Origin of the sequence: Actinomadura napierensis (assembly GCF_039529375.1) — a bacterium.
GTDB lineage: Bacteria > Actinomycetota > Actinomycetes > Streptosporangiales > Streptosporangiaceae > Spirillospora > Spirillospora napierensis.
Genome location: NZ_BAAAMR010000018.1, coordinates 25,251 through 48,567 on the forward strand (window position 1 = coordinate 25,251; position 23,317 = coordinate 48,567).

The 23,317-nt window shown below is 73.4% G+C and carries 21 protein-coding genes and 2 tRNA genes; 11 read left to right on the top strand and 12 right to left on the bottom strand.

Going from position 1 to position 23,317, the window contains the following annotated elements; all coding sequences use genetic code 11:
* The first annotated feature begins 137 nt into the window (after positions 1-137).
* On the top strand, positions 138-1,343 hold the full coding sequence (locus ABD296_RS12740; RefSeq protein WP_344265408.1) for a hypothetical protein: 1,206 nt from the start codon (positions 138-140) through the stop codon (positions 1,341-1,343).
* A 94-nt stretch (positions 1,344-1,437) separates the two neighbouring features.
* Here ABD296_RS12740 and ABD296_RS12745 read toward each other — a convergent pair whose 3' ends face one another.
* Positions 1,438-3,999: a Tex family protein gene (locus ABD296_RS12745; RefSeq protein WP_344265648.1), complete on the bottom strand. Its 2,562-nt coding sequence runs from the start codon at positions 3,997-3,999 to the stop codon at positions 1,438-1,440.
* A 256-nt stretch (positions 4,000-4,255) separates the two neighbouring features.
* On the opposite strand from ABD296_RS12745, the gene ABD296_RS12750 reads away from it, so the two are divergent.
* A complete protein-coding gene (locus ABD296_RS12750; RefSeq protein WP_344265411.1) occupies positions 4,256-5,545 on the top strand; it encodes a sensor histidine kinase in 1,290 nt (429 codons plus the stop codon).
* Positions 5,497-6,141: a LuxR C-terminal-related transcriptional regulator gene (locus ABD296_RS12755; protein WP_285917273.1), complete on the top strand. Its 645-nt coding sequence runs from the start codon at positions 5,497-5,499 to the stop codon at positions 6,139-6,141. The genes ABD296_RS12750 and ABD296_RS12755 overlap by 49 nt, the downstream gene beginning before the upstream one ends.
* Positions 6,142-6,148: 7 nt before the next feature.
* On the opposite strand, the gene ABD296_RS12760 is transcribed toward ABD296_RS12755, so the two are convergent.
* Positions 6,149-6,601 (bottom strand): cupin domain-containing protein, encoded by a 453-nt coding sequence (locus ABD296_RS12760; protein ID WP_344265419.1) that lies wholly within the window; start codon positions 6,599-6,601, stop codon positions 6,149-6,151.
* A gap of 62 nt (positions 6,602-6,663) precedes the next feature.
* Between ABD296_RS12760 and ABD296_RS12765 the strand changes: the two genes are divergently transcribed.
* On the top strand, positions 6,664-7,143 hold the full coding sequence (locus ABD296_RS12765) for a MarR family winged helix-turn-helix transcriptional regulator (protein ID WP_344265422.1): 480 nt from the start codon (positions 6,664-6,666) through the stop codon (positions 7,141-7,143).
* Positions 7,144-7,350: 207 nt separating this feature from the next.
* On the top strand, positions 7,351-9,186 hold the full coding sequence (locus ABD296_RS12770; protein WP_344265425.1) for a glycosyl hydrolase family 18 protein: 1,836 nt from the start codon (positions 7,351-7,353) through the stop codon (positions 9,184-9,186).
* Positions 9,187-9,290: 104 nt separating this feature from the next.
* Here ABD296_RS12770 and ABD296_RS12775 read toward each other — a convergent pair whose 3' ends face one another.
* From ABD296_RS12775 to ABD296_RS12785, 3 genes are read right to left on the bottom strand one after another with little or no spacing between them, the layout of a single operon-like run.
* Positions 9,291-10,154 carry a nucleotidyl transferase AbiEii/AbiGii toxin family protein gene (locus ABD296_RS12775; RefSeq protein WP_344265428.1) on the bottom strand — a complete coding sequence of 288 codons (864 nt, stop codon included), beginning with the start codon at positions 10,152-10,154 and terminating at the stop codon, positions 9,291-9,293.
* On the bottom strand, positions 10,151-10,771 hold the full coding sequence (locus ABD296_RS12780) for a hypothetical protein (RefSeq protein WP_344265430.1): 621 nt from the start codon (positions 10,769-10,771) through the stop codon (positions 10,151-10,153). Before ABD296_RS12780 ends, ABD296_RS12775 begins: the two co-directional genes overlap by 4 nt.
* Before the next feature lie 59 nt (positions 10,772-10,830).
* Entirely contained in the window at positions 10,831-11,625 is a 795-nt protein-coding gene (locus ABD296_RS12785) for an SDR family NAD(P)-dependent oxidoreductase (protein WP_344265433.1), read from the bottom strand.
* Between the two features lie 84 nt (positions 11,626-11,709).
* Between ABD296_RS12785 and ABD296_RS12790 the strand changes: the two genes are divergently transcribed.
* Both ABD296_RS12790 and ABD296_RS12795 read left to right on the top strand, forming a co-directional pair.
* The gene (locus ABD296_RS12790) at positions 11,710-12,309 is read left to right on the top strand and encodes a TetR/AcrR family transcriptional regulator (protein WP_344265437.1); all 600 of its coding nucleotides are present in this window, start codon (positions 11,710-11,712) and stop codon (positions 12,307-12,309) included.
* Complete coding sequence (locus ABD296_RS12795) at positions 12,306-12,995, top strand: HAD family hydrolase (protein WP_344265440.1); 690 nt, start codon at positions 12,306-12,308, stop codon at positions 12,993-12,995. Before ABD296_RS12790 ends, ABD296_RS12795 begins: the two co-directional genes overlap by 4 nt.
* Before the next feature lie 25 nt (positions 12,996-13,020).
* Here the strand turns inward: ABD296_RS12795 and ABD296_RS12800 are convergent, their stop codons facing one another.
* The 4 genes from ABD296_RS12800 to ABD296_RS12815 form a co-directional block, all read right to left on the bottom strand.
* Positions 13,021-13,305 carry a YciI family protein gene (locus ABD296_RS12800; RefSeq protein ID WP_344265443.1) on the bottom strand — a complete coding sequence of 95 codons (285 nt, stop codon included), beginning with the start codon at positions 13,303-13,305 and terminating at the stop codon, positions 13,021-13,023.
* Between the two features lie 68 nt (positions 13,306-13,373).
* Entirely contained in the window at positions 13,374-14,231 is an 858-nt protein-coding gene (locus tag ABD296_RS12805; protein WP_344265446.1) for a LysR family transcriptional regulator, read from the bottom strand.
* A gap of 26 nt (positions 14,232-14,257) precedes the next feature.
* Positions 14,258-16,807 (bottom strand): ATP-binding protein, encoded by a 2,550-nt coding sequence (locus tag ABD296_RS12810; protein WP_344265449.1) that lies wholly within the window; start codon positions 16,805-16,807, stop codon positions 14,258-14,260.
* A gap of 89 nt (positions 16,808-16,896) precedes the next feature.
* On the bottom strand, positions 16,897-17,475 hold the full coding sequence (locus tag ABD296_RS12815; RefSeq protein WP_344265452.1) for a YceI family protein: 579 nt from the start codon (positions 17,473-17,475) through the stop codon (positions 16,897-16,899).
* A gap of 121 nt (positions 17,476-17,596) precedes the next feature.
* Between ABD296_RS12815 and ABD296_RS12820 the strand changes: the two genes are divergently transcribed.
* Both ABD296_RS12820 and alaS read left to right on the top strand, forming a co-directional pair.
* On the top strand, positions 17,597-17,974 hold the full coding sequence (locus ABD296_RS12820) for a winged helix-turn-helix transcriptional regulator (protein WP_344265455.1): 378 nt from the start codon (positions 17,597-17,599) through the stop codon (positions 17,972-17,974).
* Positions 17,975-18,202: 228 nt separating this feature from the next.
* On the top strand, positions 18,203-20,821 hold the full coding sequence (alaS, locus tag ABD296_RS12825; RefSeq protein ID WP_344265458.1) for an alanine--tRNA ligase: 2,619 nt from the start codon (positions 18,203-18,205) through the stop codon (positions 20,819-20,821).
* 45 nt (positions 20,822-20,866) lie between these two features.
* Here alaS and ABD296_RS12830 read toward each other — a convergent pair whose 3' ends face one another.
* A complete protein-coding gene (locus tag ABD296_RS12830) occupies positions 20,867-21,907 on the bottom strand; it encodes an NAD(P)-dependent alcohol dehydrogenase (RefSeq protein WP_344265461.1) in 1,041 nt (346 codons plus the stop codon).
* 114 nt (positions 21,908-22,021) lie between these two features.
* Between ABD296_RS12830 and ABD296_RS12835 the strand changes: the two genes are divergently transcribed.
* Entirely contained in the window at positions 22,022-22,645 is a 624-nt protein-coding gene (locus tag ABD296_RS12835) for an ATP-binding cassette domain-containing protein (protein ID WP_344265464.1), read from the top strand.
* Between the two features lie 18 nt (positions 22,646-22,663).
* Here the strand turns inward: ABD296_RS12835 and ABD296_RS12840 are convergent.
* Positions 22,664-22,737, bottom strand: a tRNA-Pro gene (locus tag ABD296_RS12840).
* Positions 22,738-22,900: 163 nt separating this feature from the next.
* On the opposite strand from ABD296_RS12840, the gene ABD296_RS12845 reads away from it, so the two are divergent.
* Positions 22,901-22,971, top strand: a tRNA-Gly gene (locus ABD296_RS12845).
* Between the two features lie 46 nt (positions 22,972-23,017).
* Here the strand turns inward: ABD296_RS12845 and ABD296_RS12850 are convergent.
* Positions 23,018-23,290: a hypothetical protein gene (locus tag ABD296_RS12850; protein ID WP_344265467.1), complete on the bottom strand. Its 273-nt coding sequence runs from the start codon at positions 23,288-23,290 to the stop codon at positions 23,018-23,020.
* Positions 23,291-23,317: the final 27 nt, after the last annotated feature.

The following is a 23,317-nucleotide window of genomic DNA, read 5'->3' on the forward strand; positions in this document are numbered from 1 at the left end:
CGCGCCCTCGCGCGCCAAGTCTATGGGGTAGCGGCGGCGTCTGCGGACATCGCGGTGGGCTTGGACCGGCGAAACGGTGTCAACAATCCCGTACAGGCAGTGACATCTGGCACCCGCACCCCCCATACTCGTCCGGGATGAACGGGATAGCCGCAGCCTTCAGCGCGACCGGTCTGTACTACCTGGGGTTCGCCGTCTTCAAACTGGCGGCGGACCGGATGCCCCCTGTCCGGGGCAACCGGATCCTGCACATGATCTGGACGATCGTGAGCAACTGGGTCTTCCTCGTCGCCCTCGCCATCGTGCTCGGCGGCCTCAGCCTGCAGATCGTGGCACTCGGGAAGCTCCCGCTGTCCACCGCGGTGCCGATCTTCATGTCCGGGGTCGTGCCGCTGCTGCTGATCGCGATGGTGTTCTTCGGCGAGCGGCTCACCGCCCGCGAGTGGCTCAGCCTGCTGCTGATCGCCACCGCGATCCTGCTGCTCACCGCGTCCATCAGCGGCCACGAGCCGATCCGGTCGGTCGACGTGCCGCTCTGGAAGATCGCGGTGGTGGTGGCGCCGGCGGTGCTGGTGCCGTTGCTGATCCTGGTCCTCGGCGACTACCGGCCGGACGGCCGGCACGCCCGCCCCGTCACCGGCATCGCCTACGGGCTGAGCTCCGGGTTCCCCGTCGGCACCGCCGAGCTGGCGATCAAGGGGTGGAGCGACGACGCGCACGCCACCAGCCTGAAGATCACCACGACGCCCTGGCCGTACCTGACGGTCTTCGCGGCGGCGATCGGCTTCGGGATCATGGTGATGGCGTTCCAGCGCTGCCGGGTGTCGATCGTGTCGACGGTGATGACGGTCAGCGCCAAGTCCTACCTGCTGACCATGGGCACCTTCATGTACGCGGAGTCGTGGCCCAAGGACATGGGGCACTCGGCCATGCGGTTCGGCGCGCTGCTGCTCGGCGCGGTCGCCGTCCTGCAGTTCCCCCGGCACCGGCCGGTCGAGGAGGACGAGCGCCCGCGCGAGGAGTACTCGGCCGCGCAGGACCCGTTCGGCGGTCCCGCCCTGGGCGGGCCGGTGCTCGGCGGCCCCCAGTTCGGGCAGCAGGCGCCCCCGCCGGTACCGCAGCAGCCCGGACCGCCCCAGCAGGGCGTTCCGCCGCAGCCGCCCGTGCCGCCGCAGCGCAGCCCGTACGCCCACGATCCGCTGGGCACGGGCCCCTATAACCGGCCGGGCATGCCGCCGTCCGGTCCGCAGGGCGATCCCTCGCAGGACCCGCACCCCTCTTCCGCGCCCGAGCCGCGCACCGAGACGGGCTCGGACGGCCGCTGGCGCGGATTCGGCCGCTGACCGGAACGGGCCACTCACCGCCGGACGACGCCGTGCCGCCCCCATGAAGATGTCCTTGGGGGGCGGCACGCGCGCGTTGTCGGGCTTCTAGAACTCAGCGGGACTTGCGGTCGCCGCCGGGCAGGCCCTTGTCGAGACCGGCGCGGCGGAGCGCGTCCGCCATGGCGCCGCCGCCGGAGGAGCCGCCCTGACTGGGCCGGCCGCGTCCGCCGCCCTGCCCCTGGCCTTGGGCCTGGCCCTGGCCTTGCCCCTGGGCCTGGCCTTGCCCCTGGCTCTGACCGCGTCCGCCGCCGCCTTGGCCGCGTCCGCCCTGGCCGCGTCCACCTTGTCCGCGTCCGCCACCCTGACTGCGGCCTCCGCCTTGCCCGCCGCCCTGGCCGCCGCGCCCGCCTTGGCCGCCTCGTCCCGGCCGCCGCTGGTCGCGGTCGCCGGCGTCACCGCCGCGGGCGTCGCCGCCGCGGCCGCCCCGCTGGTCGCGGCCCGGCTCGTCGTCCAGCCGCAGCGTCAGCGAGATCCGCTTGCGCGGCAGGTCGACGTCCAGGACCTTCACCCGGACGATGTCGCCGGGCTTGACGACCTCGCGCGGGTCCTCGACGTACTTGTCCGACATCGCGGAGATGTGGACGAGCCCGTCCTGGTGGACGCCGACGTCCACGAACGCGCCGAACGCGGCGACGTTGGTGACGACGCCCTCCAGCAGCATCCCGGCCTCGAGGTCGGAGAGCTTGTCGACGCCCTCCTTGAACGTCGCCGTCCTGAAGGCCGGGCGCGGGTCGCGGCCGGGCTTCTCCAGTTCGGCGAGGATGTCGGTGACGGTCGGCAGCCCGAAGGTGTCGTCGACGAACGCGGTCGGCTTCAGCGAGCGCAGCACCGCGGTGTTGCCGACGAGGCCCTTGATGTCGCTGCCCGCCGCGTCCAGGATGCGGCGGACGACCGGGTACGACTCGGGGTGCACGCTGGACGCGTCCAGCGGGTCGTCGCCGCCGGGGATGCGCAGGAAGCCCGCGCACTGCTCGAACGCCTTCGGGCCGAGCCGCGGGACCCCCTTGAGGCCGGAGCGGCTGCGGAACGGGCCGTTGGCGTCGCGGTGGGCGACGATGTTCTCCGCGAGCCCCTCGCCGATGCCGGACACCCGGGTGAGCAGCGGCGCGGACGCGGTGTTGACGTCCACGCCGACCGCGTTCACGCAGTCCTCGACGACCGCGTCGAGGGAGCGCGACAGCTTCACCTCGGACACGTCGTGCTGGTACTGGCCGACTCCGATCGACTTGGGATCGATCTTGACCAGCTCGGCCAGCGGGTCCTGCAGGCGGCGGGCGATGGACACCGCGCCGCGCAGCGAGACGTCCATGCCGGGCAGCTCGCGGCCCGCGTACTCCGACGCCGAGTACACCGACGCGCCCGCCTCCGACACCATGATCTTGGTGAGCTTGAGGTCGGGGTGCCGGGCGATCAGGTCGGCGGCGAGCTTGTCGGTCTCGCGGGACGCGGTGCCGTTGCCGATGGAGACGAGGTCCACCCGGTGCTCGCGGGCCAGCTTCGCGAGCGTCTCGATCGACTCGTCCCACTTCCGCCGGGGCTCGTGCGGGTAGATCGTGTCGGTCGCGGTCACCTTGCCGGTGGCGTCCACGACGGCGACCTTCACGCCGGTGCGCAGGCCCGGGTCGAGGCCCATGGTGGAGCGGGTGCCGGCGGGCGCGGCGAGCAGCAGGTCGCGCAGGTTGGCGGCGAACACCCGGACGGCCTCGTCCTCGGCCTCCTGCCGCAGCCGGGTGCGCATGTCGATGCCGAGGTGCACGAGGATGCGGGTGCGCCAGGCCCAGCGGACGGCGTCGGCCAGCCACTTGTCGCCCGGGCGGCCCTGGTCGGTGATGCCGAACCGGCGCGCGATCTCCGCCTCGTAGGAGCTGCGGGCGGCCGGGTCCTCGGGTTCGTCCTCCGGCTCCAGGTCGAGGTCGAGGACCTCCTCCTTCTCGCCGCGGAACAGCGCGAGGACGCGGTGCGAGGGCAGCTTGGCGAACGGCTCGGCGAACTCGAAGTAGTCGGCGAACTTGGCGCCCGCCTCCTGCTTGCCGTCGCGGACGCGGGAGACCATCCGGCCCCGGTTCCACATGCGCTCGCGCAGCGCGCCGATGAGGTCGGCGTCCTCGGCGAACCGCTCGACGAGGATGGACCGCGCGCCCTCCAGCGCCGCTGCCGCGTCGGCGACGCCCTTCTCGGCGTCCACGTACCCGGCGGCCTCGGCCTGCGGGTCGCGGGACGGGTCGTCCAGCAGCAGCTCGGCGAGCGGTTCGAGGCCGGCCTCGCGGGCGATCTGCGCCTTGGTGCGCCGCTTGGGCTTGTACGGGAGGTAGATGTCCTCCAGCCGGGCCTTGGCGTCGGCGGCCATGATCCGGGCCCGCAGCTCACCGGTGAGCCTGCCCTGCGACTCGATCGACTCCAGGATCGCGGCGCGGCGCTCGTCCAGTTCGCGCAGGTAGCGCAGCCGCTCCTCCAGCGCGCGGAGCTGCGCGTCGTCGAGCGTGCCGGTCGCCTCCTTGCGGTAGCGGGCGATGAACGGGACGGTCGCCCCGCCGTCGAGCAGGTCCACCGCGACCCGCACCTGGCCCTCGCGGACGCCGATCTCCTCGGCGATGCGCTCGGTGATGGGCCGGATGGAGGGCTCGGCGCCCTCCGGCCCGGTGGACGTCTGGCTGATGGTCGCTGTCACAGCTTGGATTCGCTTTCTCCCCTGGGTGTCGCCTGTGCATTGTCCAGGGAACGGGGCCGCTTGTCTTCTCACCGCTCGAATGACGGTAGGTCCAGCTCTACCGGCTCGGCCGCGAAGAGGGGACCTAGCACCACCGAGCCGTAGAGCGTGACCGCCCACAATGGTGGAGATCCAGCGCCATGGCGATTCCTAGGAGGAACCGGTGAGCGAGCTAGTGCGCGAATACGGGCGGCGCGCCCTCTCCGGCCTGCTGCGCGGGGTCGTCCAGATCGTCATGGCGTTCGCGGTGAACCTGCCGCTGTTCATCCTGGCCGTGCTGTCGATCGCGGCCATCCCGCTGGGCGCCGGGGTCATCCTGGTGCCGGTGGTCTTCCAGGCGATCCGGACGGTCGCCAACCAGCAGCGCGTGTGGGCGGCCGAGTGGTCCGGCGTGCGGATTCCCGTCCCGTACCGGGCGGAGCCGGCGGGCGGGCTCGGGCCGTTCCGGCGGCTGCGGTGGCTGCTGGCCGATCCGGCGTCGTGGCGGGATCTGCTGTGGACGATCCTGAACGTGCCGGTCGCGCTCGTCCTCGGAATCCTCGCGGGCGGCCTGGTGGTCTACGGGCTGGAAGGAGTCCTCGTGGCGCCCTGGCTGTCGCTGTTCACCGACTACGGGTGGGGCCCGTTCTGGCCGCTGGACGACTGGGGTGCGGTCGGGTTCGTCGGGACCCTCGTGCTGGGCGCGGCGCTGGTCGCGGTGTCCGGCCAGGTCGGGCCGCTGTCCCTGAAGGCGCACGCGCTGTTCGGCCGGTCGCTGCTGGCGCCGACGCGCGCCGCGCTGGCCGAGCGCGTCGAGCGCCTCATCGAGACGCGGTCGGAGACGGTGGACGCCTCCGCCGCCGAGCTGCGCCGCATCGAGCGCGACCTGCACGACGGGGCGCAGGCCCGGCTGGTCGCGCTGAGCATGAACATCGGGCTGGCCGAGGAGATGATGAAGCACGACCCGGAGATGGCGCAGAGGCTCCTCGCGGAGGCGCGCGAGTCCAGCGGGGCGGCGCTGACGGAGCTGCGCGACCTGGTCCGCGGCATCCATCCGCCGGTGCTGGCCGAGCGCGGCCTCGACGGCGCGGTGCGGGCGCTGGCGCTGACCCTGCCGCTGCCCGTCGACGTCCACACCGACCTGGCGGGCCGTCCCGAGGCGCCGGTGGAGTCGGCGGCGTACTTCGCGGTGGCGGAGATGCTCGCGAACGTGGTCAAGCACTCCGGGGCGCAGCGGGCGTGGCTGCAGGTCGAGCACTCCGGCGGCCGGCTGCTCATGATCGTCGGAGACGACGGGACGGGCGGCGCCGACCCCGCGGCGGGCGGCGGGATGCGCGGGATCGAGCGCAGGCTCGCGGCTTTCGATGGGACGATGGCGGTGACGAGCCCGCCCGGCGGGCCGACCGTCGTGACCATGGAGCTGCCGTGCGCGTTGTCATCGCCGAAGACCTCGCCCTCCTCAGGGACGGGCTGATCAGGCTGCTCGGGGCCTTCGGATTCGAGGTCGTGGAGGCGGTCGACAACGGGCCGTCGCTGCTGCGGGCCCTGACGACGCACCGCCCCGACGTCGCGGTGGTGGACGTCCGGCTGCCGCCGACGTTCACCGACGAGGGGCTGCGGGCGGCGCTGGACGCGCGCAAGCAGGTGCCGGGGCTGCCGGTGCTGGTGCTGTCGCAGCACGTGGAGCAGCTGTACGCGCGGGAGCTGCTGTCCGACAGCTCGGGCGGCATCGGCTACCTGCTGAAGGACCGGGTGTCGGACGTCAAGCAGTTCGTGGAGGCGGTGCGGCGGGTCGCGGGCGGCGGCACCGCGCTGGACCCGGACGTGGTCGCGCAGCTGCTCACCCGGCACGCCCGCGAGGAGCCGCTGCAGCAGCTGACCCCCCGCGAGCGCGAGGTGCTCGGACTGATGGCCGAGGGCCGGTCGAACGCGGCGATCGCCGCGCAGCTGTTCGTGACCGAGAAGGCGATCAGCAAGCACACGAACAACATCTTCGGCAAGCTCGGGCTGCCGCCGTCGGAGGACGACAACCGCCGCGTTCTGGCGGTCCTGGCCTATCTGGGCGCCTGAGCGCCGGTCACCGGGCCCAGGGCGGGACGATCCGCTCGTCGCCCTGCGGCGCCAGCTCGCACTTGTCCTCGCTGACCCGGGAGGTCGGTCGGGGTCGGTTGGTCGGGGCGGGCAGAGCGTCCGGGTCGAAGACGAGGCAGCCGGCGTGGCCGGCGACGACGGCGGTGAAGCCGGTGTCCGCGCCGGTCATCTGGCGGGGCAGGCCGGCGGGCAGGACGACGGTGTCGCCGGGGCCGGCCTCGATCTTGCGGCCGTCCAGGTCGATGGTGACGGCGCCGTCGAGGAACGTCCACACCTGCTCGGTGTCGAAGGCGTGCAGCGGGCCGGTCCTGCCGGCCGCCCAGTCGACGCGCCAGACGGCGATCCCCTCGGTGCCGCCCTGGGCGGGCGTCGCCAAGGTGGTCATCACGCCGTTCGGCGTCTCGGTGCGGCGGTTGTCGGCGTTGCGCAGGAGCGTCATGGGGTCCCCATCCCGTAAGTTGGTCAATGTGGTTGTCCATATAGTCAACGAGGTTGTCTTTTATGTCAAGCGCTCCCCCGGACCCGCCCGGCTTCGAGCTGCCGCTGCGGCTGCTGCTCGCCTTCCAGGTGATCATCGATGAGCTGCACGCCGAGCTGGCCCGCGAGGGCCACGCCGCCATGCGGCCCATGCACGGCTTCGTGTTCCAGGCGATCGGCCCGGACGGCACCACGGCCGTGGAGCTGGGCCGCCGGCTCGGGGTGTCCAAGCAGGCGGCGGGCAAGATGGTCGAGTCGCTGGAGCGCGCCGGGTACGTCGAGCGCACCTCCGATCCGGCGGACGCCCGGCGCAAGATCGTCCGGCTGACCGCGCACGGCGTCGACGCGCTCGCCCGGTCCGCGCGGATCTTCGACCGGATCCGCGGCGACTGGGTCCGGCGGCTCGGCTCCGAGCGGGTGCGGGGACTGGAGGAAACCCTCCGCGCGATGACGCCGCAGGACCTGTGGCGCCTGGACGTGCCGGGCTGGTTCGGGACGTCCTGAACCCTCGTTTCGGTCTTTCTCCGCCGGGCCGTCCCGTACGTCCCCAGGCAGGCGCTTAGACCACCGCCGCCCGGCCGCCCGGACCGTCCGGGAGGGCTTGAACGGCCCTGTCCGCGCGGTTACCATCACCCCAATTTCTTAGGAAACTTTCCTAAGAGAAGAGCGGGGATTCCTGTTGGTTCGGGGGACACGGACGAACGGAGAATCATGACCGGACAGAGCGGAAGGCGGGCCGTCGCGCTCGCCGCCGCGGCCACCCTCGCACTCGCGACGTCCCTGGTCACGGCGCCCCCGGCGCCGGCCGCCGGGACGGTCACGGCCACGTGCGCCAAGACCTCCGACTGGGGCACCGGCTTCGAGGGCAACTGCACGATCAGCAACGGGACGGGCGCCGCGATCAGCGCCTGGAAGGTCGAGGCCGACCTGCCGTCCGGCACGTCCATCACCTCGGTGTGGAACGCGGCGAAGACCGTCTCCGGCAACCACTACACCTTCACCAACTCGAGCTGGAACGGGACGGTCGCCGCCGGGGCGACCACGAGTTTCGGCTTCGACGGCACCGGCTCCGGCTGGCTCACCGGCTGCACGGTCAACGGCGCCGCCTGCGACGGCTCCGGCACGCCGCAGAAGGACACCGAGGCTCCCACGGCTCCCTCGAACCTGCGCTCGACGTCCAAGACCGCCACCAGCGTCTCGCTGGCGTGGAACGCGTCAACCGACAACGTCGGCGTCACCGGCTACGACGTCTACAACGGCACCGCCAAGGCGGCCACGGTCACCGGCACGAGCGCGACCGTTTCCGGCCTGTCCGCCAAGACCGCCTACAGCTTCACCGTCAAGGCGCACGACGCCGCAGGCAACGCCTCCGCAGCGTCCGGCGCGGTGTCGGTCACCACCGACGAGAGCGGCGGCGGCAACCCGGGCGGCGGCGGGAACAAGGTCGTCGGCTACTTCACCGACTGGGGCGTCTACCAGCGGGCCTACTACGTCAAGAACGTCGACACCAGCGGGTCCGCCGCCAAGCTCACCCACCTCAACTACGCGTTCGGCAACGTCACCAACGGCCAGTGCGCCATCGGCGACGCCTACGCCGACTACCAGCAGACCTACACCGCCGCGAACAGCGTCGACGGCGTCGCCGACACCTGGGACCAGCCCGTGGCCGGGAGCTTCAACCAGCTGCGCAAGCTGAAGAAGAAGTACCCGAACCTGAAGATCCTCTGGTCGTTCGGCGGCTGGACCTGGTCCGGCGGCTTCGGGCAGGCCGCCGCGAACCCCGCCGCGTTCGCCGACTCCTGCTACAACCTGGTCAAGGACCCGCGCTGGGCGGACGTGTTCGACGGCATCGACATCGACTGGGAGTACCCGAACGCCTGCGGGCTCTCCTGCGACACCAGCGGCCCCGACGCGTTCAAGAAGCTGATGGGGGCGCTGCGCGCGAAGTTCGGGTCGAGCAACCTCGTGACCGCCGCGATCACCGCCGACGCCAGCGACGGCGGCAAGATGGACGTGACGGACTACGCGGGCGCCGCCCAGTACGTCGACTGGTTCAACCCGATGACCTACGACTACTTCGGCGCCTGGGACGCCCAGGGCCCGACGGCACCGCACTCGCCGCTGACGTCCTACCCCGGCATCCCGCACGCGGGCTTCAACACCAGCGACACCATCGCCAAGCTCAAGGCCAAGGGCGTGCCGGCGGGCAAGCTGCTGATCGGCATCGGCTTCTACGGACGGGGCTGGACGGGCGTCACCCAGTCCGAACCGGGCGGCACCGCGACCGGCGCCGCACCGGGCACCTACGAGGCCGGCATCGAGGACTACAAGGTCCTCAAGAGCAAGTGCCCGGCGACCGGGACCGTCGCGGGCACCGCCTACGCCAAGTGCGGCAGCGAATGGTGGAGCTACGACACCCCGTCCACCATCGGCGGGAAGATGGCCTACGCCAAGGGCCAGGGCCTCGGCGGCGCCTTCTTCTGGGAGCTGAGCGGCGACACCACGGGCGGCGAGCTGATCGCCGCCATCAGGAACGGCCTCGGCTGACGCGGCTCCCCGGGGCGCACCCTCCCAGCGTCCCGTGAAGCGCGGCCGAGCCCGATGGGGCCCCTGACCGAAACCGGACGCCGGTCAGGGGCCCCACCACGCGCTCACCCCGCAGCCGGCCGGGGCGGCTCCGGCGGGCCGAACGCCGGCCGGAGCACCTCGTCCAGGACGGCCGTCGCGTAGTCCTCCGCCGAACCGCGGACCATCGGGTACTCCGCACGGAACTCGTCCCACTCGACCTTGTCGGCCGAGATCCACGACGCGCAGAGCAGCGCACCCATGTCGTCGATGTCGGACGTCTTGTCCAGCAGCCGCGGGGACGGTTTCGCGTTCCGGAGCAGCCACGCGTCGTACAGGTCCTTGCCCTGCGGGTGCGAGTCGATCCACAGCCAGTAGAGCTTCCAGCACAGCGCCTGCTCCGGCAGGACGGCCTTCACGAACAGCGGCGCCTCTCCCGACGGGCGGGGGATGGCGGTACGGCGCGGCGGGACGTGCAGACGTTCGTCGAAGGCGAAGTCGACCTGGACCTCCCCGCTCGCGCCGTCGCAGTGCCAGGGCAGCGTCAGCCGGTAGCCCCAGTGGCTGTCCGCCCGGTCGCGGACCATCGTCTCCCACGGGCCGTAGGCGGCGATCCGCTCGCTCCGGCTGGGGACGAACCGCAGGCCGTCCATCAGGCCGGTCCGGGGGACGGCGTCGACGGTGAGGAAGAGGTCCTCGAAGACGTCGTCGGTCTGGTTCTCGTCGTCCTTCCACTCTTGCGAATCGACGACGAAGTCGAGGTCGTGCGGGCGTCGCGCGTCGTCGCCGTACCAGGCGCGCATCAGCGCGCTGCCGCGCAGCACGAGGTGCCCGCCCCACCTGGAGCAGGCGATCGCCGTGAGGACGTGGTCGAGCGCGCCCTCGTGCGCCAGCTCATCGAACGTCGGCTCGTGCGGCTCCATGCCCAGGAGCGGCGGTCGCGCCGTCATCGCGTCTCCTCCTCGATCCAGCCGTCGTCCAGGGACGGGGCGCCGTCGTGCACGACGAACTCCCGCTCCACCGAGACGATCTCGTGGCCGCGCCGCCGCAGGTCGCCGGCCAGCGCGTCCAGGCGGCGGCCCGCGGTCCGGGAGCCCACGCACCGGCAGCGCTGGGTGACGAACCGCTCCTGCCGCCCGTCGGCGCGGACGCGGCGGGCGTTGCGCGACACGTGCGCGGCGTGCGGGCGCGCGGCCTCGGCCAGCGCGCCTGCGTCGAACCTGGGCTCCAGCAGCAGCTTGAGGTGGTGCTCGAAGTAGTACGCGGGGCCTAGCGCGCCGGCGTCGCCGGCGGGGACGCCCGCGTTCCACGGCGCCGCCTCGACCTTCGCCCGCACCACCTCGAACCCGTCCGCGCGCAGGTCGGCGGTGGTGCGGACGGCGTCGGCGAGGGCGTCGTCCAGCGTGCCGCGGGTGCGCAGCGTCAGCATCGGCTGCGAGGCCACCCGGCCGCGCGCCAGGACGATGTGGGTGAACTTCAGTCCGTGCGCCGCCGCCCACCCCGCGAGCCGCTCGGCGGCCGCGGGGCGGGCGGTCAGGTGCGTCTCGAAATCTCCGGAGAAGTCCACACCCGGATGGTCGCAAAACCGCTTCGAGGCGGCATCCGAATTCGCCGGGAGCCGGTTGCTCAGAGGGTCTGGCCGCCGTCCATGGTGAGGATCTCCCCCGTCATGTACGGGTTGGCCATGAGGAAGAGCACGGCGGACGCGGCCTCGTCGGCGGTCCCCCAGCGGCCGAGCGGCGCCTGCAGTCCCGCCTCCGCGAAGGCCCGGTCGCCGGCCTCGTCGGCGCCGGCCCCGATGCCCCCGCGGGCCAGCGGCGTGTCGACCATCCCGTAGCGGACGGTGTTCACGCGCAGCCGGCGCGGCGCCAGCTCGACGGCCAGGGCCTTGGTGAGCGTCTCGATCCCGCCGACCACCCCGACCGGCACCGCCAGGCCGGGACGCGGCCGGGTCACCAGGCCGCCGGAGGTCAGGGTGAACGATCCGCCCGCGGCCATCGCGGGCACCGCCGTCCGCACGGTGGACAGCACCGACCACAGCCTCGCCTCGAACGCCCCGCGCGCGGCGTCCCGGGTGACCTCGGTGATCGGCCCGGCGCCGCCGAGACCGCCGGCGGTCACCAGGACGTGGTCGACGGTGCCGGCGCGCTTGAAGACCTCCTCGATCGCGTCGTCGTCGGCGACGTCGCCCGCGACGCCCCGGACGTCGCCGTCCGGCCCCGCGGCGCGGGCGCGCTCGACGGCGGCGTCCAGCCGGGCCTCGTCCCGCCCGTTCAGCACGACCCGCGCGCCGAGCGAGGCCAGCATCGCGCCGGCGGCCAGGCCGATGCCGGAGCTGCCGCCGAGAATGACGGCGGTCTGCCCGGCGAGTCCCTGCGGCAGCGGCGAGCGGACCGGAATCGGCGCCTCGGTGGTGGTCATCGCGTTCTCCTCAAATAAAACATCTGGTTGGTTTACCTTGACCCACGGGAGGCGACAATGTCAACCGGATGGTTTAATTCGGGCATGACGTACGACGCGGAGGCCACCCGGCGGCGGATCTTCGACGCCGCCGTCGCCGAGTTCACCGCGCACGGGCTGGCCGGCGCCCGCATCGACCGCATCGCCCGGCAGGCCCGCGCCAACAAGCAGGCGATCTACCTGTACTTCGGCGGCAAGGAGAAGCTGTTCGGCGAGGTCGTGCGGTGCAAGGTCGACGAGATCTGCCGGGGCGCCGACATCTCTCCCTTCGACTTCGCCGAGGGGGTGGGCCTGCTGTTCGACTGGTACGGGCAGAACCCCGAGCAGATCCGCCTGCTGCTGTGGGAGGCGCTGGAGACGCGCGGCGAGGTGCAGGGCGAACCCGAGCGCCGCGCGTCCTACCGGGAGAGGGTCCGCGAGTTCCGGGCCGCCGGGGTCGGCGCGGGGCTGCCCGAAGAGGAGGCCGTCCGGGCGGCGCAGGACCGGATGTTCACCATCCTCGGCCTGGTCGCGTGGAACTTCGCCGTCCCGCAGCTGTGCCGGCTCGTCCTGGACGAGGACGACGAGGCGGCGGCCCTGGCGCGCCGCCGGGAGTCGGTCGTGCAGACCGCCCGTGTCCTCGCCGAGGCGGGGCGCTTCTCTTGACCCGCGGCGCCGTTGAGGCGGTCCTGTTCGACCTGGACGGGACGCTGCTCGACCACGCCGGCGCCGCGGCCGAGGCGATCTCCGCCTCGTTCCCGGACGAGGATCCGGAGCGGCTCGTCCGGCGCTGGCTGGAGCTGATCGACGCGTCGGTCGACCGGTACCTGGCCGGCGAGCTGACGTTCGCCGAGCAGCGGCGCGCCCGGATCGTCCCGCTCGCCCGGGAGCTCGGGCTCGGCGACTGGGACGAGGAGCGCGCCGACGCGTGGATCACCGGTTACCTGGCCCGGTACGAGGCCGCGTGGCGCCCGTACCCCGACGCGCCCGGCCCGGTGACGGCGCTGGCGGAGCGCGGCCTGCGGCTCGGCGTGATCACCAACGGGGACGCGGAGCAGCAGCGCGCCAAGATCGAGCGGATCGGGCTGGCGGACCGGCTGCCGTACCTGGTGACCTCCGGCGAGACCGGCACCGCCAAACCGGACCCGGAGATCTTCCGCCTCGCCTGCACCGGGCTCGGGCTGGCGCCCGGCGAGGTCGTCTACGTCGGCGACCGGCTGGACGTCGACGCGCGGGGCGCGGCGTCGGCCGGGCTGGTCGGCGTGTGGCTGGACCGCTCCGGCGGGCCCGCCCCGGACGGCCTGGACGTCCCCCGCATCACCACGCTGGACGAGCTGCCCAGCCTGCTCTAGACCTGCCTGCTCGAACCGTGCCTGCTCAGACCGTGATGCCGGCGAGCGCCGACCGGGTGGGCTCGATCGCGATGATCTCGTAGTGGACCCGGCCGGTGCGCAGGAACGGGTCCTCGGCGGTGATCCCCTCGATCCGGGCGCGGTCGGTCCCGTCCGCGAGGATCACCCCGCCGACGCGCGGGTCGCGGCGGGCGGTCAGCAGGAAGGTCCCGGCCTTCATGTGCCGGTCGACGTACTCGTAGTGCTCGGGGATCAGCGCGTCCAGCTCGCCGAGGACGCCGTCGTCGTAGTGCAGCAGCAGCAAGAACATGCAGGCAGTGAACGCCGTGCCGCGCGGGCCCGTCCACGAGGCGCCGCCTATGACGGGTGAGGACGCGCCTAACGCCGCAGACGGCGGGCGACCGCCTCGGCGGCCGGGTGACCGGGATCACGGTGCCAGGCGAGCGCGAACCTCAGGCGGGGCGCGGTCCCCGCGATCGGCCGCCACGCCAGCCCCGGCTCCGCCGCCCACGCGGGGCGCAGCGCGACGACCGGCTCTCCGGACGCCAGCTCGGCCCGGGCGACCGCGCGCCGAGCCGTCGAGACGCGGGTCTCCGGTTCCCAGCCTCCGGCGCGGCAGGCGTCCAGCACCGCGTCGTGGTACCCGGACGCGAGGGCGCGGTCGAACCACAGCAGCCGCTCGCCGTCCAGGTCCGGCCACGCGATCGCGTCCCGGCGCGCGAGCCGGTGCCCGTCCGCCATCAGGACGCCGAGCGGCTCGTCGTGGACGGTCTCCGACGCCAGTCCGGAGAGGTCGGCGGGCAGCGTCACCACGGCGAGGTCCAGCGCGCGGCGGCGGAGCGCGGCGAGCTGGAGGTCGGTCGCGGCGTCCTCGAACACGGGGCGGGCGCGGGCGTCGCGCGCCGCCGCGCCGATGCGTCCGGGCAGGTCGGGCGGGACGCCGGGTGGCACGCCGACGGCCAGGGCGACCGTCGCCGACGACGCGGCCGCCACGGCCCGCGCGCCACGGCCGGCGGCCTCCAGCACCGCCCGCGCCTCCGGCAGCAGCGCCGCGCCCGCGGGCGTCAGCTCCATCCCGGCGGCGGTGCGGTCGAACAGCGCGGCGCCCAGCTCCCGTTCGAGCCCGCGGATCTGCTGGCTGAGCGACGGCGGGCGCAGGCCGAGCCGCTCGGCGGCGCGGGTGAGGTTCGCCTCCTCCGCGACCGCGACGAAATACCTGAGCTGCCGCAACTCCACGGCCCCAGTCTCCCGGACTTCCCGCGCTAGTCCTCCGGCGGCTCGGTGCGGGCGAGGACGGCGCGGGCCCGGCTCTCCCCCGCCGCGTTGCCGAGGCTGCGGTACAGGTCGAGGGCCTCGCGGGCGGGCCGCCGCGCCGCCTCGCGGTCGCCCGCGTCCAGCAGGATCTCGGCGAGCGTGCGGCGCCCGCGCGCCTGCCACCAGCGGTCGCCGAGCCCGTCGAACTCCGCGACCGCCAGCCGGACGATGTCGGCGGCCTCCCGGTGCCGGCCGAGCCGCGCGAGCGCGTTCGCCTCCGACACGCGGGTGCGCGCGACGCCCCAGACGTCGCCGAGGTCGGCCAGCATGCGGCCCGCGTTCCGGACGAACGTCAGCTCCCGCAGCCCGTTGCGGGGATCGCCGACCTCCCCGGCGGCGCGCAGGCACCGCGCCTCCTCCCACTGCTCGCCGCGCAGCCGGAACGCCTCCGCGGCGCGCTCCAGCGCGGGCGCTGCCAGGCTGTACTTGACCTCGGCGGCCTGGCCGTCGCCGGACGCGCGCAACGCGCGGGCCTCGGACGCCAGCACCTCGCCGAGCGCGCGCAGCGTCTGCGCCTCCGAGTAGCGGTTGCCGTTGCGCTGGAAGACCTCGAGCGCGGTCTCCAGCAGGTGGCGGGCCTCCTCGTAGCGGCGCTGCGCGAGCCGCAGTTCGGCGAGGTTGCGGCGGGTGCGGGCCTGCCACCACGCATCGCCCTCCGCCTCGAACGCGTCGACGGCCTCGATGAGATAGCGCTGGCCCTCGTCCAGGTTGCCCGCGTCCCTGAGGCACATGCCGGTGGACCTCAGCGCGCGCGCCCGCCACCACATCTCCCGGTTGCCGGTGAAGATGCGGAGCGCTTCGGAGGCGTCCTCGTAGGCCAGGTCCACCCGGCCCTGGTTCCCGCGCACCGCCGAACGCTCCAGCAGCGCGATGCCGAGCGAACGGTCGTCCAGGTGGCGGGCGGCCGTGTGGGTGAGTTCGGCCGCCGCCTTCCACTCCGGCCAGAACACGCGCAGCGAGTGGAACAGCGAGCAGGCCGCCCGGCCCAGCCGCCACACCAGCGTCCACATCTCGCGCTCGGCGCCCTGCCCGAGCAGCGCGAGCAGCGCCGGACGCTCGCTGGTCAGCCAGTCGACCGCCGAGAACTCCAGATCGGGCACCTGCCCCGACCCGCGGTGCCAGTCCTGCGGCCACCGGTTCGCCGCGACCCGTTCCGCGCGCTCCCGGTAGCCGTCCAGGACGCGCTCGACGGCCGCGTCCCGCTCCTCCTCGGCGTCCTCCCGCTCGGCCCGCTCCTGCGCGTACAGCCGGACGAGGTCGTGCAGCCGGTAGCGCATCCGGCCCGTCGCGTCCGTCCCGGAGCACTCGGCGAGCTGCGCGTCCACGAGGGCCTCCAGCAGGTCCTCGCCCTCCAGGTCCGACAGCCCGAGCAGCGCGCCCGCCGTCCACGCCTGCACGTCCGGAGCCGCCTGGACGCCGAGGGTGCGCAGCAGCCGCCGCTGCGTCGGGCTGCAGTCGTCGTAGCTGAGCGCCAGGCTCGCCCGGACGCCGTGGTCGATGCCGTGCTCCAGCTCGCCCAGCCGGCGCCGCTCGTCGCGCAGCCGGTCGGCCAGCACCCGCGGCGTCCAGGTCTCGCGGGCGGCGAGCCGGCCGCCGCAGATGCCGATCGCCAGCGGCAGCCGGCCGCACAGCTCGGCGATCTCGGCCGCGGCGTCCGGGTCCGCGCGGATCCGGTCCCGCCCGGCGAGGCGGCCGAGCAGTTCCACCGCGTGCTCCGCGGTGAACTCGCGCAGCCGCCGGTCCACGTCGTTGAGCAGGCCGAGCGGCTGCCGCGAGGTGACCAGCACCGCGCAGCCGCCGCCCGGCGGCAGCAGCGCCCGCACCTGCCCGGCGTCGCGGGCGTTGTCGAGCAGCACCAGCAGCCGCCGCCCGCGCGTCCACGTCCACCACAGCTTCTGCAGCTCGGGCAGCCCGCCGGGGTCGGTCGCCAGCCGCACGCCCAGCGCCTGCAGGAACGCCGGCAGCACGTCCTCCGGGCGGACCCGCGCCCCGGCCGCGCCGCGCAGGTCGAAGTACAGCGCGCCGTCCGGATACGCGTCGGCGATCTCGTGCGCGAACCGCGCCGCGAGCGCCGACTTCCCGACGCCCGCCGGGCCGTGCACCGACACGACCAGCGGCGACGCCGGCGACCCGGACCCCGCGGCGACGGCGCGGCGCAGCTCGGCCAGCGACGCGTCCCGCCCGGTGAAGTGCGCGATCACCGGCGGCAGCTGCGCCGGCACCACCCCGCCCGCGACCGGCTCCGGCGCGTCGCGCCCCGCCGGCCCCTGCGCCTGCTGCGCGCCCCACGCCGCGACCCCGGCCAGCAGCGCGACGCCGCCGGTCAGGGCGATCTGCGCCGGGGCGGGCAGGTCGAGCGCGTCCAGCGACGTCGTCACCGCCGTGATCACCGCGGTCAGCCCGCCGACGAGCCACGGCGCCGCCCGCCGGTCCGCCGGAGCCGGGGCGGCCTCGTCCGGGGCCCGCCGCGTGCGGGCCTCGGACGTCCCGTTCGGCATCCGCGCCCCTCCGTCCTGTCCCCTCCGATCATGGGACGCCGGGCACGCGCCGCGGCGGAACCGGCCGGGAACAGGCGGTTAACAGCGGGTTACTCCGTCCGCAGCACCGCTTCGATCTCCAGGACGATCTCGATCTTGTCGCCGAGGCCCAGCTTGCCGCCCGGCACGGTGGCGTCGTCCCCGACGCCGAACTCCAGCCGGCTGATCTCGCCGGTCGCGGTGAACCCGGCGCGGGCGCCCTTGAACGGGTCGTCCTGCCGGAACACGTCCGGGCCGAACCCCTCGACCACCAGGTCCAGCGAGACCGGCTTGGTGACGCCGTGCAGGGACAGCTCGCCGTCCAGCACGAACCCGTCGCCGGCGGCGCGCACCCCGGTGGAGCGGAACGTCATCCGCGGGTACTTCTCGACGTCGAGGAAGTCGGCGGACCGGACGTGCTCGTCGCGCTGCGCGTTGCCGGTGTCGACGGACGACACGTCGATCGTCGCGTTGACCTCCGACCGCAGCGGGTCGTCGCCGGTCACGACCGTCCCCTCGAACGCCCCGAAGCGGCCCCGCACCTTGCTCACCATCAGGTGCCGGACCGTGAACCCGACGCCGGAGTGGAGGGGGTCGATCGTCCAGGTGCCGGCGACGTAGCCGGGGATCTCGACAAGTTCCGCGGTCATCGTGTCTCCTTGGTTATGCACAGTAAGGCGGTTCTCTTTCGGAACCGTCTCCATGGTGCGGACTTCCGCGCCAACGGCACAAGAAGGCACTGTTTCCTGCCTCGGTCACCTGGAGAGAACCATGAACTTCCCCGAGCACACCGTGGCCGGCTGCCGGGGCCGCGAGATCCTCGACCGCATCGGCGACAAGTGGTCGCTCCAGGTGATCGCGCTGCTCGGCGAGCGGACCCTCCGGTTCACCGAGCTCAAGCGCGAGATCGAGGGCATCAGCCAGCGCATGCTGACCGTCACGCTGCGCGGCCTGGAGCGCGACGGCATCGTCACCCGCACCGTGTACCCGGTGGTGCCGCCCCGCGTCGACTACGCGCTCACCCCCATGGGCGCGACCCTCCTGGAAGCGGCGATCAGCCTCATCGGCTGGGCCGAGTCCCACCTCGCCGAGATCGACACCGCCCGCGCCGCCTACGACGCCCGCACGACCGACCCGTCCCCTGAATGAGGTTTCTCGCGCAGTAGAGCCCGCCGCGGCGCGGTGGAATCTCGCGTGCGGCGGCGCTGTTGCGTCGAGTAGCGTTGCAGCACAGGTATTCGCGAACGGGAAATCGTCCGATGGTCTTTCACGAGGTGGGGCGGCGAGCTAGCCGCGCCGAGCTGGGGAACGAGCAGTCGTGCCCGGCCCGGCTCGGCGGTGTGCGCCGTCATCCCATCGACCTCGTGAGGCCGTCCCATGCGCTCTCCTGACATCCGTTCCACCTTCCTGGACTTCTTCCGGGAACGCGACCACCGCACCGTCCCGTCCAGTTCGCTGATCCCCTCGGATCCGACGCTGCTGCTGACGAACGCGGGCATGAACCAGTTCAAGCCGTACTTCCTCGGCGACACGGCGCCCGAGCACCCGCGCGCGATGTCCGTGCAGAAATGCGCGCGGACGTCCGACATCGAGAACGTGGGCCGGACGACCCGGCATTCGACGTTCTTCGAGATGCTCGGCAACTTCTCGTTCGGCGACTACTTCAAGGCGGAGGCCGTCGCCTGGGCATGGGAGCTGTTCACCCGCCATTACGGCCTCGACCCCGAACGCCTCTGGGTCACCGTCTACCTCGACGACGCGGAGGCGGAGGACCTCTGGCGCCGGCTCGGCGTCCCGTCCGAGCGCATTCAGCGGCTCGGAATGGCGGACAACTACTGGTCGATGGGCGTTCCGGGCCCCTGCGGGCCGTCCTCCGAACTGCACTACGACCGCGGCCCGGCGTTCGGGCGCGAGGGCGGGCCCGCGGTGGACGGCGAGCGCTACCAGGAACTCTGGAATCTCGTGTTCATGCAGAATGTGCGCGGCGAAGGGACCGGTAAGGGCGATTACCCGATCGTCGGCGAGCTGCCCGCGAAGAACATCGACACCGGCCTCGGTCTCGACCGGCTCGCGGCGGTCCTGCAGGACGTGGACACCGTGTGCGAGACCGATCTGCTGTCACCGACGCTCCGGCTCGTCCAGGAACTCGCGGGACGCGCATACCCCGGACGCGACGGCAGCGAGGAGTCCATGTCGTTCCGCATCGTCACCGAGCACGCGCGGTCCATCGCGTTCCTCATCGCGGACGGCGTCCTGCCCGCACGCGACGGGCACGGCTACGTGCTGCGCCGCCTCATGCGCCGCGCGATCCGGCATGCGCGCCGGCTCAGCATCGACGATCCCGTCCTGGCGTCCCTGACCGGCAGCGTCATCGGCAACCTCGGCACGGCGTGGCCGGAGCTGGAGCGGCAGTCCGAGCTGATCGAGCGGGTCGTCACGGCGGAGGAGGACGGGTTCGAGCGGACGCTGCGGCAGGGCACCCGGCTGCTGGAATCGGCGATCTCCCGGGCGGACTCCACCCTTTCCGGGCAGACCGCGTTCGAACTGCACGACACCTACGGCTTCCCCATCGACCTGACGCTCGACGCGGCGCGGTCTGCGGGGCTGACCGTCGACGAGGACGCGTTCGCCGAACTGCTAGAGGACCAGCGGCGCCGGGCGCAGCAGGCGGGCCGGGACCGGAAGGGCGATGCCGTCGCGCGGCAGGACCTCTACCGGCGCGTCGTCGGCGAACACGGCCGGACCGCGTTCGTCGGCTACTCCTCCACCACCGCGGACACGCGGGTGGTCGCGCTCCTCGACGGCACCGGCCTCGTCCCCGTCGCGAGCGAAGGCGACGAACTGGAGGTGATCCTCGACCGCAGCCCGTTCTACGCGGAGGGCGGCGGCCAGGTCGGCGACACCGGCACGATCCGGACGCCGGGTGCCGTCCTACAGGTCCTTGACACCCGCTCCGGCATCGACGGCCTGCACGTGCACACCGTCCGGATGGTGGACGGCGAGGTCCGCCCCGGTGACGAGGCGGAGGCGGTCGTGGACGCGGACCGGCGCGCCGCGACCGCGCGGTCCCACAGCGCCACGCACGTCCTGCACGCGATGCTCCGCCGCGTCCTCGGCGACCACGCGGCCCAGCGCGGATCCCGCGTCGAGCCCGGCCGCCTGCGGTTCGACTTCGCGCACTTCTCCGCCGTGCCGGAGATCGGGACCGTCCAGACGCTCGTCAACGAGTACCTGGCGGACGACCCCGAGGTCCGCGTGTGGGAGACGTCCCGCGCCGGCGCCGAGGCGGCGGGCGCGCTCGCGCTGTTCGGCGAGAAGTACGGCGAGGACGTCCGCATCGTGGACATCGGCGACGCGTCCCGCGAGCTGTGCGGCGGCACCCACGTCGGGCACGGGTCCCAGGCGGGGCCGGTGCACATCGTCGGCGAGTCGTCCATCGGCACCGGACTGCGGCGCATCGAGGCGCTCACCGGCCCGGACGCCCTGCGGCACTTCGACCACGAACGGGCACTGCTGGCCGAGCTCGCCGCGCTGCTGAACGTCCGCCCCGACCAGGCGCCCGACCGGCTGCGGCAGCGCCTCGACCTGCTCGCCGACACGCAGCGGGAGCTGGACACGCTGCGCCGCGCCGACCTCGACGCGCGGGCGCGGACCCTGGCGTCGCAGGCCGAGCCGGTGCCCGCCGGCTGGCTCGTCGCGCGGCAGGTCAACGCGATGCCCGCCGCGGACCTGCGCGCCCTCGCGTCGGCGATCGCCTCCTCCGGCGACGGCCGCGGACTGGCCGTCCTCGGCACCGCTTCCGGCGGGAAGGCGCAGCTCGTCGCGGCGGTGGGGCCCCGGACCGGCGTCCGGGCACGCGACCTGCTCACCGACGCGGCGCGCGAGGTCGGTGGCGGCGCGGGCGGCAAGGGCGCCGTCGCGAACGCGGGGCACCGCCGCCCGGAGCGCCGGGCCGAGGCGATCGCGGTCGCGGCGGCGCACGCCCGGACCCTCTGAGGATCACCGGCGCACCGGCGTCCGTCCCCGCCGGTGCGCCGGGGTTCACCCGTTCGGCAGGATCACCGCGCGGCCGTTGACCCGGCCCGCGTGCAGCCGCTCGTACGCCTCCGGCGCCTCGTCGATCGAGTACGTCTCGACGTGCACGTCCACGACCCCCGCCCGCGCCAGCTCCAGCACCTCGACCAGCTCGGCGCGGCTCCCCCAGTACGGCGCCCGGACGGACGCGTCGTACGGGAAGATCCCGAACCCCACCTGCGCGACGCCGCCGCCGATCCCGACGATCACCACGTCCGCCTCCACCGCCGCGACCCCGGTCGCCGTCGCCACCGTCGGCCCCACCCCGACGAAGTCGAACACCGCCTGGGCCCCGAGGCCCCCGGTCAGCTCCCGCACCCGCGCGGTCGCCCGCTCGTCCGACAGCACCGTCTCGTGAGCGCCGACCGTCCTGGCCAGCTCCAGCTTGTCCTCCGACACGTCCAGCGCGATCACCCGCGCCGGGCTCAGCGCCCGCAGCACCTGGATCGCCACGTGCCCGAGGCCGCCCGTCCCGATCACCACCGCGGCGCTGCCCGGCACCAGCTTCGGCAGCGACCCCTTGATCGCGTGGTACGGCGTCAGCCCCGCGTCCGTCAGCGGAACGTTGCGCACCGGATCGAGACCGCCTAGCGGCACCAGGTGCCGCGGATCGTCGACCAGCAGGTACTCGGCGATCGCCCCCGGCGCGCCCAGGCCCGGCGGCCGGATGCCCAGCTCGTCCGCGCGCAGGCAGTAGTTCTCCTTGCCCTGCGCGCACATCACGCACACCCCGCACCCCCACGGCCCGTACACCGCGACCGGCTCGCCGAGCGTCATCCCCTCGACGCCCTCGCCGACGGCCTCCACCGTCCCGGCGCCCTCGTGCCCGAGCGTCAGCGGCAGCGGGAACGCCAGCTGGTCCGCCGGCCAGCTCATGACCGCGATGTCGGAATGGCACACGCCCGCCGCGGTGACCTTCAGCAGCACCTGCCCCGGCCCCGGTTCGGGATCCGGCACGGTCACCACCTCCGGCGCCCCGCCCACCTCGCGGTACTGCACCGCTTTCATGCTTCCCCCTCCGGCTGGAAGTTCTTACAGACCACGAACGTAACCCCAGCTCAGGAAGCAAACACGGGCGGCTTCCCCGTTGAATCAACGACAAGTGATCTTGGGAGGAGCAGCATGAGAGCAGTGATCGAGGCCACCGGGCTCCGCGTCCCCGACGGCCCGTCCACCGCCCAGTCCTTCACGGTCGCCGCAGGGGAGATCCACGCCCTGCTCGGCCGGGCCGGCTCCGGCAACACCGCGCTCCTCGAAGCGGCGGCCGGCCTGCGCCGCCCGCTGTCCGGCACCGTCCGCGTCAAGGGGCTCGACCCCTACACCGACCGCGACGGCCTGCGCCTCGGCGGCGTCTGGCGGGAAGGCGGCCTGTTCCCCGGCCTCACCGTCGCCCAGATCGTCGACGCCTGGTGCCGCTGGACCTTCGACCCGCTGACCAGGGACGACGCCCTGCGCCGGACCGGCCTCACCGCCCGCTCCTCGACCCCGTTCGAACGCCTGGACGCGGGCGAACGCCGCGTCCTCGACCTGACACTCGCCCTGCTGAACCGCTCGGACGTGCTGCTCCTGGACGACCCGGTGGCCGGCTTGGACACTGGAACGGTCCACCGCATCTGGACCACCCTCCGCGCCCTCGCCGACACGGGCACGGCGATCCTCCTGACCACGCGCCACCCCGCCGAAGCCGCCCAGGCGGACCGCACACGAACGGTGGACGAACCCAACACCGGCACCCGCGCGGCATGACCGCGCTACGCCCTCCGGTCGGGCTGGCGGGATTCGAACCCACGACCCCTGGCACCCAAAGCCAGTGCGCTACCAAACTGCGCTACAGCCCGCGACCGCCGCCGTTCCCGACGACCCGTGAAGTCTAGTGCCGATCAGGCCCGTCCGCCTCGCCCGACCCGGCATTCCGCCCGCGGACCGCCCCGCGAACCCGTTCGCCCGTGGCCACCCTGTACGCTACGGTTGGCGATCGAGGGCCCCGCCACCCTCCATCTCGCGGGCGTAGCTCAATGGTAGAGCCCCAGTCTTCCAAACTGGCTACGCGGGTTCGATTCCCGTCGCCCGCTCCCACTGAGAAGGCCCAGGCAGGAACCCTGTTTCCCCACCTGGGCCTTACTGTTTCTCAAGATCTCTTCGGCGGGACATCAGCTCTTTGAGGCTCGCGCCCGTGGTGGCCGCCAGGGTGTTGCCGACGTGGCGAAGGTCGTGGAAGTGCAGATCAGGAAGACCAACGTCGGCCCGCACCTTGTTCCAGATGCGCCGGAAGCCCGAGCGCCGCAGCGGGCCGCCACGGGGACCGACGAACACCCGGCCGTCCGGACCGTCCTCGGCGAACTCGTCCAGGTGTGCTTGCAGATCCGGGACGATCTCCGGCGGGATGGACACCACGCACCAGATCCATCAAATCCTCAA